Here is a 16,095-nt window from a genome sequence, read left to right on the forward strand (position 1 = left end):
GGACAGAGCGGTGCACAGTGACGATCCGGAGCTTCGTGAGTTCCTCAGTCACCGGCGCGGTGCGCTGCTGCGCTCCGCCTACCTCATGTGCGGCGACGCCCATGCGGCTGAGGACCTGGTCCAGAGCACGCTGATCAAGGTGGTGCTGGCCAGTCGGGGACGTCGCCGTATCGATCACCTCGACGCCTATGCGCGCCGCACCTTGGTCAACACCTTCATCGCTTCGCGAAAACGGCTGTGGAACCGGGAACGCCCGCATGGGGAACTTCCGGACGCCCCGGACCTGGTCGCTGACGCCGACTTGGGGATGGCGGTGCGGGTGGCATTGCAACGCCTGGCCCCGCGTCAGCGGGCGGTGCTGGTCCTGCGCTTCTTCGAGGACCAGAGCGTGCAGGCGACCGCGGATCTGCTCGGGGTGAGCGAGGGAACGGTGAAGAGCCAGACCGCGCGCGGGCTGACGGTGCTCCGCGCGGCCCTGGGCGACCTGGTGGGAAGTGTCGTGGACGAGGATCTGGCCGACATGCGCGGAGTCATCCGATGACGGACTACACAGTGAGGGAACTGATGGACAAGGCATTGGAAGGGCTGCTCCTGCCCGGCGAGGACATCACCGAGAGCGTGCTGGCGCAGGTGTCGCGCCGGCAGCGCCGCCGCCGGTCCGTGGCGGTGGCGGCATCGGCCGCGGGACTCGCGACGGTCGCGGGCCTCGCCGTGCTCCTCCCTCAGGTGGCGAACGGCGCTACCGACCGGAAACCGGGCCCGGCGACGCTGACCGCGCCCCCGGCGGCTTCGACGCACGCGACGCGGCCCGCCGTCGATCCCGCATCCGTGGTCGCCGGCCTGCTTCCGGCCGGAAGCGGCAGAACCGTCAAGATCAAGGACGAAGCTCCCACACCCCCACCGCCGGGTATGACCATCAAGGTCTGGCCGAAGTCCCGGTTGGCCGGCACCTACCTGATCGTCAGGAACGGTCGGACCGCCGCCGTGGTCATCCAGTCCTACGATCCCAAGGCCAGGCCGGTACAGGCCTACATGGGCGGGGACATCAGCGCGGTGTGCAATGAGACTCCCCCAGCGTGGAACTGCAAGGAGACCAACCTCCCCGGTGGTGTCCAGGTGATCGAGACGACCGAACCCGCAGGAGCGTGGGCCCGGGCCGCAGGGGTCGTCAACACCGTCTCGGTGTCCTACCCGGACGGCCGGTTCATCTCCGTCGACGCCATGGCCGGAACCGGTGGCCTGCGGAGCACCAGCTTCGGGCCCGGCTGGGCGACCCCGCCGCTGGACCGGGCGCAACTGCTCGCCTTCACCGAGAATCCGGTCTGGTTCCGCTGACCCCGGACGTGCGTCGCTCCGCACGGGGCCCGGCTCTCGTCAGAGCCGGGCCCCGTGCGTTCACTGCTGCTGTCGCGTCAGGAGGCCGACGCCGAGTAGTTGGTGACGGCGAAGCTCTGCGCGGTGTTGCCGGTCCCGCTGATCTCGAAGCCGAACTGGACCGTGGACAGCGTGGGGTTGCTGACGTAGCCCTTGCTGTTCTGCATCCACTTCAGGATGTCGAGGATGTTCACCGTCCCCGAGGTCACGTTCGAGCTGAGCACGAACGAGTACACCGGGTTGGAGCCGTTGTTGCCGGAGTAGACCGTCCAGGTCTTCCCGTCCAGGGTGAGGGTGCCGACGGAGGAGCCCAGCGGTCCCACGTTGCCGCTCCTGTCCATCCACAGCATCACCTCGACCGAGCTGCCGTTCAGCCAGATGTCGTACGCCGACTCCCAGTTGCCGGTGCTCGGCAGGGTGGTGGCGAACGTGCTGGTGGCGCTGGACAGCGAGTTCAGCGCGGTGCCGAAGCTGCGGCTGACGTTGGCGTAGGCCTTGACCCCGGAGGTGGAGGGCTGGGTGGAGCTGACGCCCCAGTTGGCGTAGGAGTTGGCCCACAGGGTCTGCGAGCCGTAGCCGCTGCCCCACTCGTCGTTGTAGATGGTGTAGCTGCCGCTGGTGTAGGAGGCCCAGCGGTCGGAGGAGGTGTACGTCGCCGCGCTGGCGTCGGTGGCCGTCAGCATCAGCGCCGAGGCCGCCGCGACCAGCGACAGGCCCGCGCGGGTGGCGCGGCTCGTCCGGCTCGTACGGGTGGTGGTGCGGGTGGGGATGCGCATGAATTCTCCCTCGAATTCGGTCACGCATGGGTGGGTGGAAAGGGGCCGCCCGCCCACCCTCAGAGGCGGGCGGCCCGCCGGGACCGGGGGGAGGCACCTCCCACGGTTCCGGAACCAGGGGTCACCCGGTGAGGGTGAAGGCCGCCAGGCGCTGCTCGCCGGTCAGCACCAGGTGCAGGTCGTGCACGCCGTCGAGCCGCTGGGCGAGCGGCGCCTCGACGGTGGTCCACGCGTAGCGGCCGCCGGTGGCCGGGACGGCGACGGCGGCCAGCCGGAGGCCGGAACCGGGGGCCCCGGCCCACAGTTCGAGCAGGGCCTCGCCGGGGGCGGTGCGGGACACCTCGGCCCGCAGCCCGGTCGCGCCGTCCAGCGCGGTGCGGTGGAACACCAGTGAGCCGGTGTCGCCCGGCGCGGGGGTGAGCGCGTCGCCGTCGGTGCGGTCGGCGTCGACCAGGGTCATGTCCGTGTAGTCGTCGAAATCGGCGGCCAGGATGCGCCGGTTGACGGCGGTGCGGGGTTCGGGGGCCGGGCCGGTGACGCTGAGCTGTGCGGTCAGCGCGATGGCCTCGGAGCTGTGGCCGACCAGCAGCTCGTAGTCGCCGGGGTCGGTGGTGAAGCCGCCGGTGACCACGTCCCAGTGGGCCAGGGCCGAGGCGGGCAGGGTGAAGCGCAGCTCGCGGCTCTCGCCGGCCGCGAGCCGGGCCTTGGCGAAGTCGACCAGCTTGAGCCGGGGGGCCTGGTAGCGGGCGCCGAGGGCGCGGGCGTAGAGCTGCACGGTCTCGGTGCCCTCGCGCTCCCCGGTGTTGACCAGGATGACGCCGACCTCCACCGAGCCGTCCTGGTCCGTGGCCGGGGCGGAGAGCCGCAGGTCGGAGTAGGAGAAGCCGGTGTAGGACAGGCCGTGGCCGAAGGGGTACAGCGGGGCGGGGCGGTGGTACTGGTAGGTCCAGCCGGCCTTGATGATGTCGTAGTCCAGCCGTCCGGGCAGTTCGTCCTCGGCCCGGTACCAGGTCTGCTGCAGCCGTCCGGTCGGCTCGGCGGCGCCCAGCAGTACGGCGGCGACGGCATTGCCGGTCTCCTGGCCGCCGTGCGAGGTCCACACCACCGCCGGGAGCTGCTCCTCGGCCCAGTCCACGGCGTAGGGGTAGCTGCTCATCAGCAGCAGCGCGGTCTGCGGCCGGGCGGCGGCGACGGCGCGCAGCAGCGCGTCCTGGGCCGGGGCCAGGGTGATGCCCTCGCGGTCCTGGGTCTCCCGGCCGTTGATGTGCGGGTCGTTGCCGAGGACGACGACGGCGGTGTCGGCGGCGGCAGCGGCGGCGACGGCCTCGGCGGTGCCGTCGCGGACGGTGCTGCGCTGCCAGCGCTCGGCCTGCTCGGGGCTCTCTGCGGTCAGCACCACCCGACCGGTGGCCGGGTCGATGACCGCGTAGCGGCCGCTGTAGGTGTTGCGCAGCAGTTCGGTGCCGTCCGGCTGGAGCTCCAGCCGGAAGGTCTCGTGCACGTCCCAGCCGTTGGGCTGGAGCTGGTCGGCGGCGAGCGAGTGGTCCTCGTCCTTGAGGCTGACATAGCGTCCGGTGCGGACATTACGCAGCGTCAGAACACCGCTGCCCCAGTCGAAGAGGTCGAACCCGGCCTCGTCGCTCCGCTCCTGCGACTCGGGGTCGGCGGCCTGCAGCGGTCCCGAGGGGTCGAACAGCGGGACGGTGAGCAGGGCGCCGGTGCCGGCGGCGCGCAACGCGATCCGGTCCACGCCCTCCACCAGCACCACCTCGCCACCCTGCGCGGCCACCGCGGCGCTCAGCCCGGTGGCGACGGTGACCCGGTAGGGCATGGTGCCGCTGTACCAGTCCTCGAACAGGGTGTCGGCGAGCGGGCCGATGACGGCGATCCTGCGGGCGCTGTCGCCGGTCAGCGGGAGCAGCGGGCGCTCCCCGGGGCCGTCGTTCTTGAGCAGCACGATCGACTCGGTGGCGGCGCGCAGGGCCAGAGCGCGGTGCTCGGGGGCGTGCACGACGTCCCAGCCGATGCCGGCGTAGGGGTCCAGGTGCGGGTCGAACTCGCCCAGCCGGAAGCGTATCGACAGCTGCCGCCGGACCGCGGCGTCGACGTCGTCCTCGCTGATCAGGCCGCGGTTCAGGGCCTCCTTCAGCCGCCCGAAGGTGGTGGCGGTGTCCTCGCCGTGGTCGGTGAAGCTGTCGATGCCGGCCTTGAGCGCGGCGGCGTGCGACTCGGCGTGGTCGTCGAAGTAGTGCTCGGGGTCGACCAGGTTGGACGGGGCCTCGGCGTCGCTGACGACGAACAGCTCCTGGCCGGTCGGCTCGGCCCAGCGCCGCAGCTCCGCCTCGATCAGCGGACTGACGTGGCAGGGGCGGCCGTTGACCAGGTTGTAGGAGACCATCACCCCGGTGGCGGAGCCACCGGCGATGGCGGGACGGAAGGCGGCGAGGTCGTACTCGTGCAGCACCCGTGGTCGCAGCGCGGAGGAGGTGGTGCAGCGGTCGTCCTCGTTGTTGTAGCCGAGGAAGTGCTTGAGGATCGGGGCGGTGCGCAGATAGGTCGGGTCGTCGCCGGCCATGCCGCGGCAGAAGGCGTCGCCCAGCCGGGCGGAGTGCACCGGGTCCTCGGAGTAGCCCTCCTCGTTGCGGCCCCAGCGCGGATCGCGCAGCAGGTTCACCACCGGCGCCCAGGCCTGGAGGCTGTTGCGGCCGGTGCCGACGACGGGCGGGCGGTGGTAGTGGAAGGCCCGCTGCTCGATCGAGGTGGCGGTGGCCACCGCGTGCACCAGTTCCTCGTCCCAGGTCGCGCCCAGGCCGACGGCCTGCGGAAAGGTGGTGGCCGGGCCGAGCCAGGCGACTCCGTGCAGGGTCTCGGTGCCGGTGCGGAAGGAGGGCAGGCCGAGACGCGGCACCTCGGGGGAGTACTGGTGCAGCATCGCGACGCGCTCGTCCAGGGTGAGCCGTGCCAGCAGGTCCTCGACCCGTTCGCGGACCGGTAGCGCGGGGTCGCGGAAGGGGAGCTGGTCGGCTGCTGCGGCGGTGGGCTGCGACTCGGTGGGCAGGGACGTGGAACTCACGTGGTGAACCCCTTGGGAGGTGTCAGAGAGAGGGGCGGCGCGGCCGCAGTGGTGAAGCGTTTCGAAAGTGGCACGAGGTCGGGCGTGTGTCAACCGTGTTGCCCGGACTGCCGTCGGCCGGCGCCGACAGCGAACACACAGCTTGCCGACCCGGCCAGTAGCACCGGCTTGACCTGCAGGGATGGTGAGTTGACGAAACATCCGCAGGCGGCAGAGGTCGCCGGAAATAGGTTTGTTCAGCCCCTTGTCGAATCGGTAACGCGTCGTTAGTCTCACCGCAACGTCGAAGCGCTTCAACACCTGGCTTCGCAGACTCTTGAACGTCAGACATCGGACCTCAAAGGCGAAGGGCCGCCCCACCATGAGCTTCCAGATGAACCGCAGATCCCTGCTCAGCTCCGCCGCCGCTGTGGCCGGTGCGGCGGCAGCCGCCCCCCTGCTCAGCGCCTGCGGCGGCAGCAGCGCCAGCAGCAAGGGCGGGACGAGTACCAAGACGGGCCTGCAGGCCGCACTGCCGAACTATGTCGCGAGCAGCACGCTCAAAGCGGACATACCCTCGGTCAGCGGGGCGGCCGGGTCGATGACCGACCCCGGCTTCCTCAGCTACCCGGCCACCCAGGTCAAGACAGTCTCCGGGGTCCCGGGCAAGGGCGGCAGCTACACCGCGGTCACGCCGCTGTGGGGCACGGTGCCGGACCCGGGGAACTCCTTCTACCAGGCGATGAACAAGGCCCTGGGCGTCAACCTCACGATGAAGCCCGCCGACGGCGTCAACTACGCCACCATCATCCCGACCATGACGGCGGCCAAGAAGCTCCCCGACTGGATCCAACTGCCGACCTGGTGGAACCCCAACTTCAACGTCGGCGAGCTGGTCGGCACCCAGTTGGCCGACCTGACGCCGTACCTGTCCGGCGACAACATCAAGCAGTACCCCAACCTCGCCGCCATCCCCACCGGGGCCTGGACCGACGGGGCCTGGGAGGACAAGATCTACGGCATCCCCTCCTTCTCCAGCGGCTTCGCGCTGGCCGGTACCACCTACTTCCGCCAGGACATCCTCGGCGCCAAGGGCATCACCGCGGACCAGGTGACCTCCGCCGCCGACCTCTTCAGCCTCGGCAAGGAGCTCACCAACGCCAAGGGCGGGGTCTGGGCCTTCGACGACGTCTGGACCTACCTGTTCCCCTACTTCGGGGTGCCGAACAAGTTCACCGTCACCGGCGGCAAGCTGGTCCACAAGTACGAGACCCAGGAGATCCTCGAGGCACTGGACTGGCACTACAAGCTCGCCAAGTCCGGCTACATGCACCCCGACGCGCTGGCCGGCAACAACAACGACGGCAAGACCCGCTTCTACGCCGGCAAGGTCCTGATCTCCGGTGACGGTATGGGCGCGTGGAACCTCGGTGACGCCCAGGCCGGGATCGCGGCCGACAAGAACTACCGCCGAGGCGCTTTCGGCGTCTTCGCCGCCGACGGCAAGTCCACCCCCGGCGTGTTCCTGGGCACCAACACCGCCGAGGTGAGCTACTTCAACGCCAACCTGAAGAAGGACCAGATAGAGGAACTGCTCGCGGTCGCCGACTACCTGGCCGCCCCCTTCGGCTCAGCCGAGTACACCATGGTCAACTACGGTGTCGAGGGCACCCACTACACCATGGTGAACGGCGTTCCCACCGCAACCGACGCGGGCAAGAAGTACGTCCAGCAGCAGACCTACCCGTTCCTGGCCACCTGCCCCAACGTGATCAGCAACCCGGGCGCCGACCAGGTCACCAAGGACTACGCCGCCTGGCAGGCCGCCGCCTCCCAGCATGTGTACAAGCCGGTGTTCCTCAACATGAACATCACCGTGCCGACCCGCTTCGCCACCGCGGACGCCGCCCAGGCCGTCGAGGACACCATCAAGGACTGCTACCACGGCATCAAGAAGGTGTCCGACGTGCAGGCCGCGATCTCCTCCTGGAAGTCCAGCGGTGGTACCCAGCTGGTGCAGTGGTACTCGGACAACGTCATGGCGAAGTACGGAACCGGGCAGTAGTCGGCAGACCCGGCGGAGAGAGGAAGAGCCAGTGGCAGCAACACTCGCCACCAAGCCCGACGCCACCAAACAGCGCAGGGGCCGGCGGAAGACAGTGGAGGACGGCACCCGGCCGGTGTCCGCCAAGCTGAGTTGGCGGATCAGGTGGCGCCGGGACAGGTCCCTGATCCTGATGACCCTCCCGGCTGTCGTGCTGCTGCTGGTCTTCAACTACGCACCGCTGTTCGGCCTGGTCACGGCCTTCCAGTACTACGATCCGCTGGTCGGGGTCTGGCACAGCAGCTGGGCCGGCCTGGACCAGTTCCGGATGCTGTTCCAGGACCCGCTGTTCTGGGGGGCGCTGCGCAACACGCTGTTCCTCAGCCTGGTCCAGCTGGTGCTGTTCTTCCCCATCCCGGTGGTGCTGGCGCTGCTGCTCAACACCGTGATGAACGAGCGGCTGCGCAACTTCGTGCAGTCGGTGGTCTACCTGCCGCACTTCTTCTCCTGGGTGCTGACCATCACCATCTTCCAGCAGATGATCGGCGGCGCGGGCATCCTCAACCATTTCCTGCGCCAGCACTCCATCGGGACCTGGGACTTCATGACCAACCCGCACACCTTCGCGCTGCTGATCACCTCCCAGGCGGTGTGGAAGGAGGCCGGCTGGGGGATCATCGTCTTCCTGGCGGCGCTGGCCGCCATCGACACCAACCTCTACGAGGCCTCGGCGGTCGACGGGGCCGGACGCTGGCGCCGGATGTGGCACATCACCCTGCCGGGGCTGCGCGGAGTGATCGTGCTGATGCTGGTGCTGCGCCTGGGCAACGCGCTCACCGTCGGCTTCGAGCAGTTCCTGATCCAGCGCTACGCCGTCGGCCACAGTGCGGCGGACGTGCTGGACACCTTCTCCTTCTACTACGGCATCGCCACCAACAACTACAGCTACGGCGCGGCGGCTGGGCTCTTCAAGAGCGTCATCTCGCTGCTGCTGATCCTGGGGGCGAACAGGCTGGCGCACGCCTTCGGCGAGGACGGGTTGTACCGCAAATGAGCATGGCGACGACACTGCGGCTGCGCCGCAACCCCGCTTCGAAGGCCCCGGCCCGTGCGCCCTGGGAGGAATCGCCCACCGCCGTCGGCCAGGCCGGCAAGGGCGTGGTCCTCTTCGTGGTGATCGCGGCGGTCCTGGTGCCGCTCTGGGTGGTGGTGCTGACCAGCCTCTCCACCACCGGTGCCATCGGCCGGGCCGGCGGCCTGGTGATCTGGCCGGACGGACTCACCCTGGACGCCTACCGGCAGATGCTGACCAACAGTCAGGTCACCCGGGCCCTGGTGGTGAGCCTGCTGGTCACCGTCATCGGCACCCTGGTCTCGATGGTGGTCTCGGTGCTCTGCGCCTACGGGCTGTCGCGGTCCCGGTCGATGGGGCACCGGATCATCCTGATGGTGCTGATCCTGACCATGTTCGTCAGCGGCGGCCTGATCCCCACCTACCTGGTGGTCACCGGCCTCGGCGGCTACGGCCAGTACTGGGCGCTGATCCTGCCGAGCGCCGTGTCGGTCTTCAACATCCTGGTGCTGCGTTCCTTCTACGCCAGCACCTCGGCGGAGCTCATCGACGCGGCCAAGATGGACGGCGCGGGCGACTGGCGCACCCTGTGGTCCGTGGTGCTGCCCACCTCCAAGGCCGTCACCGCCGTGATCACCCTGTTCTACGCGGTCGGCTACTGGAACTCGTTCTTCAATGTGATGCTCTACATGCCGGTGGACAGCGCGAAGTGGCCGCTGCAGTACGTGCTGCTGGAGTACGTGAACCAGGGGATGAACATGCCCGGGTCGGTCAACAACGGCTACGGCACCGGGCACGCCCAGACCGCGCCGCTGTCGCTGCAGATGGCCGTGGTGGTGCTGACCCTGGTGCCGATCCTGATGGTCTACCCCTTCATGCAGAAGCACTTCAGGACCGGGGTGCTCACCGGCGCGGTCAAGGGCTGATACCCGACAACCAGGGCCCCACCCGAAGCCGGACCGGCCCCGCGTACCTCTCCCCAGCCGTACGACGGGGCCGGTCCCACCGCACACCGCTACGCACCTGACAACCAGTCACTACGCTGCAGGAACCACACGCACAGTACGACTCGAGGGAGAGCTCCATCATGGTGACACTCGCCGAAGTGGCCAGGCACGCAGGCGTCTCGTCGAGCACCGTGAGCTATGTCATCAGCGGCAAGCGCACGATCTCCGGGGCCACCCGGAAGCGCGTCGAACAGGCCATCAGCGAGCTCGGCTACCACCCCAACGCCGGGGCCCGGGCCCTGGCGGGGAAGCGCTCGCACATCATCGCGCTGGTGGTGCCGCTGCGCACCGACGTCTACGTCCCCATCATGATGGAGATCGCCATCTCGGTGACCATGGCGGCCCGCCAGTACGGCTACGACGTCCTCCTCATCACCAATGACGAGGGCCCGGAGGGCGTTCGCCGGGTGGCCGCCAGCGGCCTGGCCGACGGCGTGGTGCTGATGGACGTCGAACTGGAGGACCGACGGATCGCGGTGCTCAAGGAACTGGACACCCATGCCGCACTGATCGGGCTGCCGGCCGACGCCACCGGCCTGGCCTGCGTGGACCATGACTTCGCAGCCGCGGGTGCGCTGTGCGCGGACCATCTGGCGGATCTGGGGCACCGCGACGTCGCCTTCATCGGCTACGGCCCCGCCGTCTACCAGCGGCACGCCGGCTACGCCGAGCGGACCCTGGTCGGGTTCCGCGAGCGCGCGGAGGAACGCGGGCTGCGGATGTTGCACCGCCCCTCCGAGGGCACCTACGAGAGCACGGCCGGGGCGTTCTCCCGCATCCTCGCCGACCGGCCCGGCACCACGGGCTTCGTGGTGCAGAACGAAGGGGCGATCGGGCCGCTGCTGAGCCTGCTGCGCACGGCCGGCCGGATCGTCCCCGAGGACGCCTCGGTCGTGGCCCTGTGCCCGGAGCCGCTGGCCGAGCAGTACTCGCCCCGGCTGACCGCGGTCACCGGACCCGCGCAGGAGCTGGGACGGCGCGCCGTGGAGCTGCTGATGCAGCGGATCGATGGCAACGAGTCGGACGAAGTCACCCTGCTGACACCCACTCTGACAGTACGTGAGAGCAGCGGTCCGGCCGGTCATCGGGTCGGCTTCGATGAAAGGACTTGATGGAGTGTCTGACCGGAACGAGGCGGGCGGCACCGTCACCAATCCCGTGATCCCAGGGTTTCACCCGGACCCCAGTGTCTGCCGCGTGGGTGCGGACTACTATCTCGCGTGCTCCAGCTTCGAGTACTTCCCCGGAGTGCCGGTCTTCCACAGCCGCGACCTGGTGCACTGGACCCAGATCGGCAACGTCCTGGACCGGCCGAGCCAGCTGCGGCTCCCCGTCGACACTCCGTCCTCCGGCGGGATCTACGCCCCGACGCTGCGGCACCACGAGGGCCGGTTCTGGCTGATCGTCACCAATGTCAGCGACGGCGGCAATCTGCTGGTCACCGCCACCGATCCAGCCGGACCGTGGTCGGACCCGATCCGGCTCCCCGGAGTCCCCGGCATCGACCCGGACCTCGTCTGGGACGAGGACGGCACCTGCTGGTGCACGGTCGCCGGGATCGCCCAGGTCCGCATCGACCCGTACACCGGGGAGACGTTCGGCCCACCGCGTCAGGTGGCGGCCAGCACACCGGGGGCCAAGGCGCCCGAGGCTCCGCACCTGTACCGGATCGGCGACTACTGGTACCTGCTCATCGCCGAGGGCGGCACCGAACGCGGCCACGGGGTCTCGGTAGCCCGCAGCCGCACACCCACCGGCCCGTTCGAGCGGTGCCCGGCCAACCCGATCCTCACCCATCGCAGTACCGACGAGCCCATCCAGAACACCGGCCACGCCGACCTGGTGCAGGCGCCCGACGGCTCGTGGTGCATGGTGCTGCTGGGCGTGCGACCGGGCGGCGGCACCCCCGGCTGGCATGTGCTCGGCCGGGAGACCTTCCTGGCGCCGGTGGGCTGGGAGAACGGCTGGCCGGTCGTCGGCGAGCTGGCGCCGGTCATGCCCGCGCCCTCGTGGCCGCTCCACCCCGGCCCCGAGCTGCCGCAGCGGGACGACTTCGACCTCAGCGAGCTGCAGCCGTGCTGGATCTCGCTGCGCGACCGGCCCGCGGAACACTGCAGCACCAAGGAGCGGGCCGGCTGGCTGAGCCTGCGTGCCCGCGGCGCCTCCCTGGACGACAACGACGTGGTGTTCGTCGGCCGACGCCAGCAGCACCTGTCGTGCCGCGCGAGCACCCGGATCGATCCGGCCGAGGGACGCGGCGGCCTCGCCGTCCGGCTGGACGAGCAGCACCACTACGAGATCGAGGCGGCCGCCGGTGAGGTGACGGTGTTCGCCCGGATCGGGCCGCTGCGCACGGAGGTCGCGTCCCGGTCGGTACCCGCCGGACCGGTGGACCTGGGCGTCCGGGTCACCGCGAGGCGGACGTTCGACGACCCGCGAACCGGGCCCGACACCGTCTCGCTCGGCGTCGAGGAACCGGACGGCGCCTTCACCGTGCTCGGTGAGCTCGACGGCAAGTACCTGTCGAGCGAGGTGGCCGGCGGCTTCACCGGCCGGGTCATCGGCATGTACGCCGCGGCCGGCACCGTGCACTTCGACTGGTTCGACTACGAGGCCACCTGACCGCTCGTCATTTCCACGCTCCCCTTCTCTTCTTCGCTTCGTCCTCTTCATGCATCGGAGATTCACCTCATGTCGCAGCACTTCCACGACCTCGGCCATGCCCTGGAGTGGCGCGCAAAGGGCGAGACCCTGCGCGTCGAGGCCTGGGGTCCGGACTCCGTACGGGTGCGGGCCACACCCGGCGGCGCGCTGCTGGAGGACCTGCCCGGCGCGCTGCTGGACGCTGCCCCGGCCGGGGCCAAGCCGGTGATCGTGATCTCCGAGCACAGCGCCACCCTGGTCAACGGCGCGGTCACGGTCCGCGTCGACGCCTTCACCGAGGGCAAGATGACGCCGGAACTCGGGGCCACCGCAGGCCAGTTGACCTTCCTGCGGACCGAGGACGGCAGTGAGCTGCTGGCCGAGGAGCCGGCCCACTTCTGGTGGCCCGGCACCCGCCTCTACACCGCCACCGGCAACGGCTACCACCGCATCGAGCAGCGCTTCCGCGCCCACGCCGGGGAGAAGCTGTTCGGCCTGGGTCAGCACACCCACGGGATGCTGGACCAGAAGGGCGCGGTCATCGACCTGGTGCAGCGCAACGCCGAGGTCACCGTCCCGCTGCTGGTCTCCGACCGAGGCTACGGGCTGCTGTGGAACTCGCCCGCCATCGGCCGGGTCGAGCTGGCCGAGACCGGCACCCGCTGGGTCGCCGACAGCGCCCGCCAGATCGACTACTGGGTGACGGTCGGTCAGCCGGCCGAGGTGCTGGCCCACTACGCCGACGCCACCGGGCACACCCCGGTACTGCCCGAGTGGGCGGCCGGCTTCTGGCAGTGCAAGCTGCGTTACCGGACCCAGGAGGAACTGCTGGAGGTGGCCCGCGAGTACAAGCGCCGGGGGCTGCCGCTCGACGTCATCGTCTCGGACTTCTTCCACTGGACCCACCTCGGCGAGTGGAAGTTCGACCCGGCCGAGTGGCCTGACCCGGCCGCCATGGTGCGGGAGTTGGACGAGCTCGGGGTGAAGCTGATGGTCTCGGTCTGGCCGTCGGTCAGCCCGGTCAGCGAGAACTACCACGCCATGCTGGACCAGGGCCTGTTCATCAACACCGAGTACGGTCCGGTCGCCCACGCCGACTGGCCGGACAAGGGCCTCGGCGCCTACTCGGCGCAGGTCGCCTTCTACGACGCCACCAACCCGGCCGGGCGCGCCTTCGTCTGGGACCGGATCAAGCGCAACTACCTCGACCACGGCATCAAGGTCTTCTGGCTGGACGCCTGCGAGCCCGAGCTCAAGCCCAACTTCCAGGGCAATCTGCGCTACCAGGCCGGTCCGGGCCTGGAGGTCGGCAACCTCTACCCGCGCGAGAACGCCCGCATGATCCACGACGGGATGCACGCGGCGGGCGAGACCGAGGTCGTCTCGCTCAACCGCTCCTCCTGGGCCGGCGCCCAGCGCTACGGCGCCGCGCTGTGGTCCGGCGACATCGGCACCGACTTCGCCTCGCTGCGCACCCAGATCAAGGCCGGCCTCAATGTCGCGCTGTCAGGCATCCCCTGGTGGACCACCGACATCGGCGGCTTCCACGGCGGCGACCCGGCCGACCCGGCCTACCGGGAGGTGCTGGTGCGCTGGTTCCAGTACGGCGCCTTCTGCCCGCTGTTCCGCCTGCACGGCTTCCGCGGCGCCGAGCAGAAACTGGAACCGGCCATGACCGGCCTGCCCAACGAGGTCTGGTCGTACGGCGAGGAGGCGTACCCGATCCTCGCCTCCTACCTGCACCTGCGCGAGCGGCTGCGCCCCTACGTCATGGAGCAGATGCGGGCCGCGGCCGAGACCGGGGTCCCGCCGATGCGGCCGCTGTTCCTGGAGTTCCCCGAGGACCGCGCTGCCTGGACGGCGGACGACTCCTTCCTGCTCGGTCCCGACCTGCTGGTCGCTCCGGTCACCGAGGCCGGGGCCCGCTCCCGCCAGGTCTACCTGCCGGCCGGCGCGGAGTGGACCTGCGCCTGGACCGGGGCGGCGTACCGGGGCGGCGAGACGGTCATCGCCGGTGCCCCGCTGGAGCGGATCCCGCTGTTCCTGCGGGACGGCGCGCAGCTGCCGATCGTGGAGGCCTGACGATGCGTCGGATCACCGAGCGGCTTGGGGGCCTTGCCTTCGGGGGCGACTACAACCCGGAGCAGTGGGACGAACAGGTCTGGAAGGAGGACGACCTGTTGATGCGTCAGGCCGGGGTCAACCTGGCCACGGTGGGGGTGTTCTCCTGGGCGCTGCTGGAGCCGCAGCAGGGGCGCTTCGACTTCGCCTGGCTGGACGCCCACCTGGACCGGCTGCACGCCAACGGCGTCGCCGTCGACCTGGCCACCCCGACCGCCTCCCCGCCGCCGTGGTTCACCCTGGCGCACCCGGACGCCATGCCGGTCACCGCCGACGGCACCCGGCTCACCCACGGCAGCCGCGACACCTACTGCCTGGCCGCACCCGGCTACCGGCAGGCGGCGCGGCGGATCGCCGCCGCACTCGCCGAGCGCTACGGCGCGCACCCGGCCGTGGCGATGTGGCACGTCCACAACGAGTACGCCACCGTCTGCTACTGCGAGCATGCCGCCGCCGCCTTCCGGGACTGGCTGCGGGCCCGGTACGGGACCCTGGACGCGCTCAACGCGGCCTGGGGCACCGCGTTCTGGAGCCAGCGCTACGGCGCCTGGGAGCAGGTGCTCCCGCCGCGCGCCACCCAGTGGCACCACAACCCCGGGCACACCCTGGACTACCGACGGTTCTGGTCCGACGAGGCGCTGGCCGCCTACCGGGAGCAGCGAGACGCGATCCGCGACCACAGCGCCCTGCCGGTGACGACCAATCTGATGCTTCCCGGCTACCAGGTCCTGGACCTGTGGAAGTTCGGCGCCGAGGTCGACTTCGTCGGTATCGACCACTACCCGGACGCGCCCGGCATCGACGCCGCAGCCGACACCGCCTTCGGCGCCGACCGGGCCCGCTCCTTCGGCGGCGGGAAGCCCTGGCTGCTGATCGAGCAGGGCACCAACACCGTGTACAGCCCGAGCGGAACGCTCCCCAAGGAGCCCGGCGACATCCTGCGGCACTCGCTCGGCCATATCGGCCGCGGCTCGGAGGGCGCGCTGTTCTTCCAGTGGCGGCAGTCCAGGGCGGGCGCGGAGCTGTGGCACTCGGCGATCGTCCCGCACGCCGGTCCCGACACTCGGATCTTCCGGGAGGCGGCGGCCACCGGCGCCGCGGTCGCCGGGCTGGGCGAGCTGGCCGGGTCGCGCGTCCACGCCGAGGTGGCCGTGCTGCACGACGCGGACGTGTGGTGGGCGCTGGACACCCGGGGACTGCCGCAGGTCGACTACCACGCCGCCCTGCGCCGGGCCCACCGCGCGCTCTGGGACGCCGGGGTGACCGCCGACTTCGCCCACCCCGAGCACGACCTGAGCCGGTACCGGCTGGTCGTGGCCCCCAGCCTGTACCTGCTCTCGGACGCGGGCGCGGCCTCGCTGCGGCGCTATGTGGAGGGTGGCGGAACGCTGCTCGTCCAGCACTTCAGCGGCGCGGTGGACGGGTCCCACCAGGCCCGGCTCGGCGGCTACCCGGGTCCGCTGCGGGAGGTGCTGGGGCTGCGGGTGGAGGAGTACCGGCCGCTGGGGGCCGGGGAGTTGCTCACCCTGTCCGACGGGTCGTCGGTGGAGGGGTGGAGCGAGCTGCTGCGGGCCGAGGGAGCGGAGGTGGTCGCCACGTACACGTCCGGGGTGATGGACCGTCAGCCTGCCCTGACCCGGCATCGGTTCGGCGGGGGGACCGGTTGGTACGCGTCCACCCGGTTGGACGACGCCGGGTACGCGGCGCTGATCGGGCGGGTGCTGGGGGAGTCGGGGGCTGATCCGGTGCTGGCCGGGCTGCCAGCGGGGGTGGAGGCGGTGCGACGGTCGTCGCCCGACGGCGGCTCGCGCAGCTGGCTGTTCCTGCTCAACCACGGGACGGAGCCGGTCGAGGTCGCCGTCCAGGGATACGACCTGCTCACGGCCGTCGATGTCGGCCCCGCCGGGCTGACCCTCCCGGCCCGCGGCGCGGCGGTACTGCGCCAGGGCTGAAGCCGTCCTGAAGATCTTCTCGTTCCGCACGTCTGGTTCCGCACGTCTTCTCAG

General features: G+C 70.5%; 11 protein-coding genes. 9 read left to right on the forward strand and 2 right to left on the reverse strand.

The window, feature by feature from the left end:
* Nucleotides 1-10 precede the first annotated feature (10 nt).
* Together ABH941_RS31115 and ABH941_RS31120 are read left to right on the forward strand one after the other, a co-directional pair.
* Nucleotides 11-541, forward strand: coding sequence for a SigE family RNA polymerase sigma factor (locus ABH941_RS31115; RefSeq protein WP_370132905.1), 531 nt, complete (start codon nucleotides 11-13; stop codon nucleotides 539-541).
* Nucleotides 538-1,335, forward strand: a complete 798-nt coding sequence (locus tag ABH941_RS31120; protein ID WP_370132906.1) for a hypothetical protein — start codon at nucleotides 538-540, stop codon at nucleotides 1,333-1,335. The genes ABH941_RS31115 and ABH941_RS31120 overlap by 4 nt, the downstream gene beginning before the upstream one ends.
* Nucleotides 1,336-1,412: 77 nt before the next feature.
* On the opposite strand, the gene ABH941_RS31125 is transcribed toward ABH941_RS31120, so the two are convergent.
* A complete protein-coding gene (locus tag ABH941_RS31125) occupies nucleotides 1,413-2,150 on the reverse strand; it encodes a hypothetical protein (protein ID WP_370132907.1) in 738 nt (245 codons plus the stop codon).
* Nucleotides 2,151-2,271: 121 nt separating this feature from the next.
* Nucleotides 2,272-5,223, reverse strand: a complete 2,952-nt coding sequence (locus tag ABH941_RS31130; protein ID WP_370132908.1) for a glycoside hydrolase family 3 C-terminal domain-containing protein — start codon at nucleotides 5,221-5,223, stop codon at nucleotides 2,272-2,274.
* 373 nt (nucleotides 5,224-5,596) lie between these two features.
* On the opposite strand from ABH941_RS31130, the gene ABH941_RS31135 reads away from it, so the two are divergent.
* The 7 genes from ABH941_RS31135 (at nucleotide 5,597) to ABH941_RS31165 (ending at nucleotide 16,041) form a co-directional block, all read left to right on the forward strand.
* Complete coding sequence (locus ABH941_RS31135; protein ID WP_370132909.1) at nucleotides 5,597-7,267, forward strand: Tat pathway signal sequence domain protein; 1,671 nt, start codon at nucleotides 5,597-5,599, stop codon at nucleotides 7,265-7,267.
* 31 nt (nucleotides 7,268-7,298) lie between these two features.
* Nucleotides 7,299-8,300 (forward strand): ABC transporter permease, encoded by a 1,002-nt coding sequence (locus ABH941_RS31140; RefSeq protein ID WP_370132910.1) that lies wholly within the window; start codon nucleotides 7,299-7,301, stop codon nucleotides 8,298-8,300.
* 2 nt (nucleotides 8,301-8,302) lie between these two features.
* Nucleotides 8,303-9,244 carry a carbohydrate ABC transporter permease gene (locus tag ABH941_RS31145; RefSeq protein ID WP_370132911.1) on the forward strand — a complete coding sequence of 314 codons (942 nt, stop codon included), beginning with the start codon at nucleotides 8,303-8,305 and terminating at the stop codon, nucleotides 9,242-9,244.
* A gap of 161 nt (nucleotides 9,245-9,405) precedes the next feature.
* Nucleotides 9,406-10,437, forward strand: coding sequence for a LacI family DNA-binding transcriptional regulator (locus ABH941_RS31150; protein WP_370132912.1), 1,032 nt, complete (start codon nucleotides 9,406-9,408; stop codon nucleotides 10,435-10,437).
* Nucleotides 10,424-11,947 (forward strand): glycoside hydrolase family 43 protein, encoded by a 1,524-nt coding sequence (locus tag ABH941_RS31155; protein ID WP_370132913.1) that lies wholly within the window; start codon nucleotides 10,424-10,426, stop codon nucleotides 11,945-11,947. The genes ABH941_RS31150 and ABH941_RS31155 overlap by 14 nt, the downstream gene beginning before the upstream one ends.
* Nucleotides 11,948-12,016: 69 nt before the next feature.
* Complete coding sequence (locus ABH941_RS31160; protein WP_370132914.1) at nucleotides 12,017-14,050, forward strand: TIM-barrel domain-containing protein; 2,034 nt, start codon at nucleotides 12,017-12,019, stop codon at nucleotides 14,048-14,050.
* A gap of 2 nt (nucleotides 14,051-14,052) precedes the next feature.
* Nucleotides 14,053-16,041, forward strand: coding sequence for a beta-galactosidase (locus ABH941_RS31165; RefSeq protein WP_370132915.1), 1,989 nt, complete (start codon nucleotides 14,053-14,055; stop codon nucleotides 16,039-16,041).
* Nucleotides 16,042-16,095 lie beyond the last annotated feature (54 nt).

It is taken from the genome of Streptacidiphilus sp. EB103A (genome assembly GCF_041261405.1).
In the GTDB taxonomy this organism is placed as follows: Bacteria; Actinomycetota; Actinomycetes; order Streptomycetales; family Streptomycetaceae; genus Streptacidiphilus.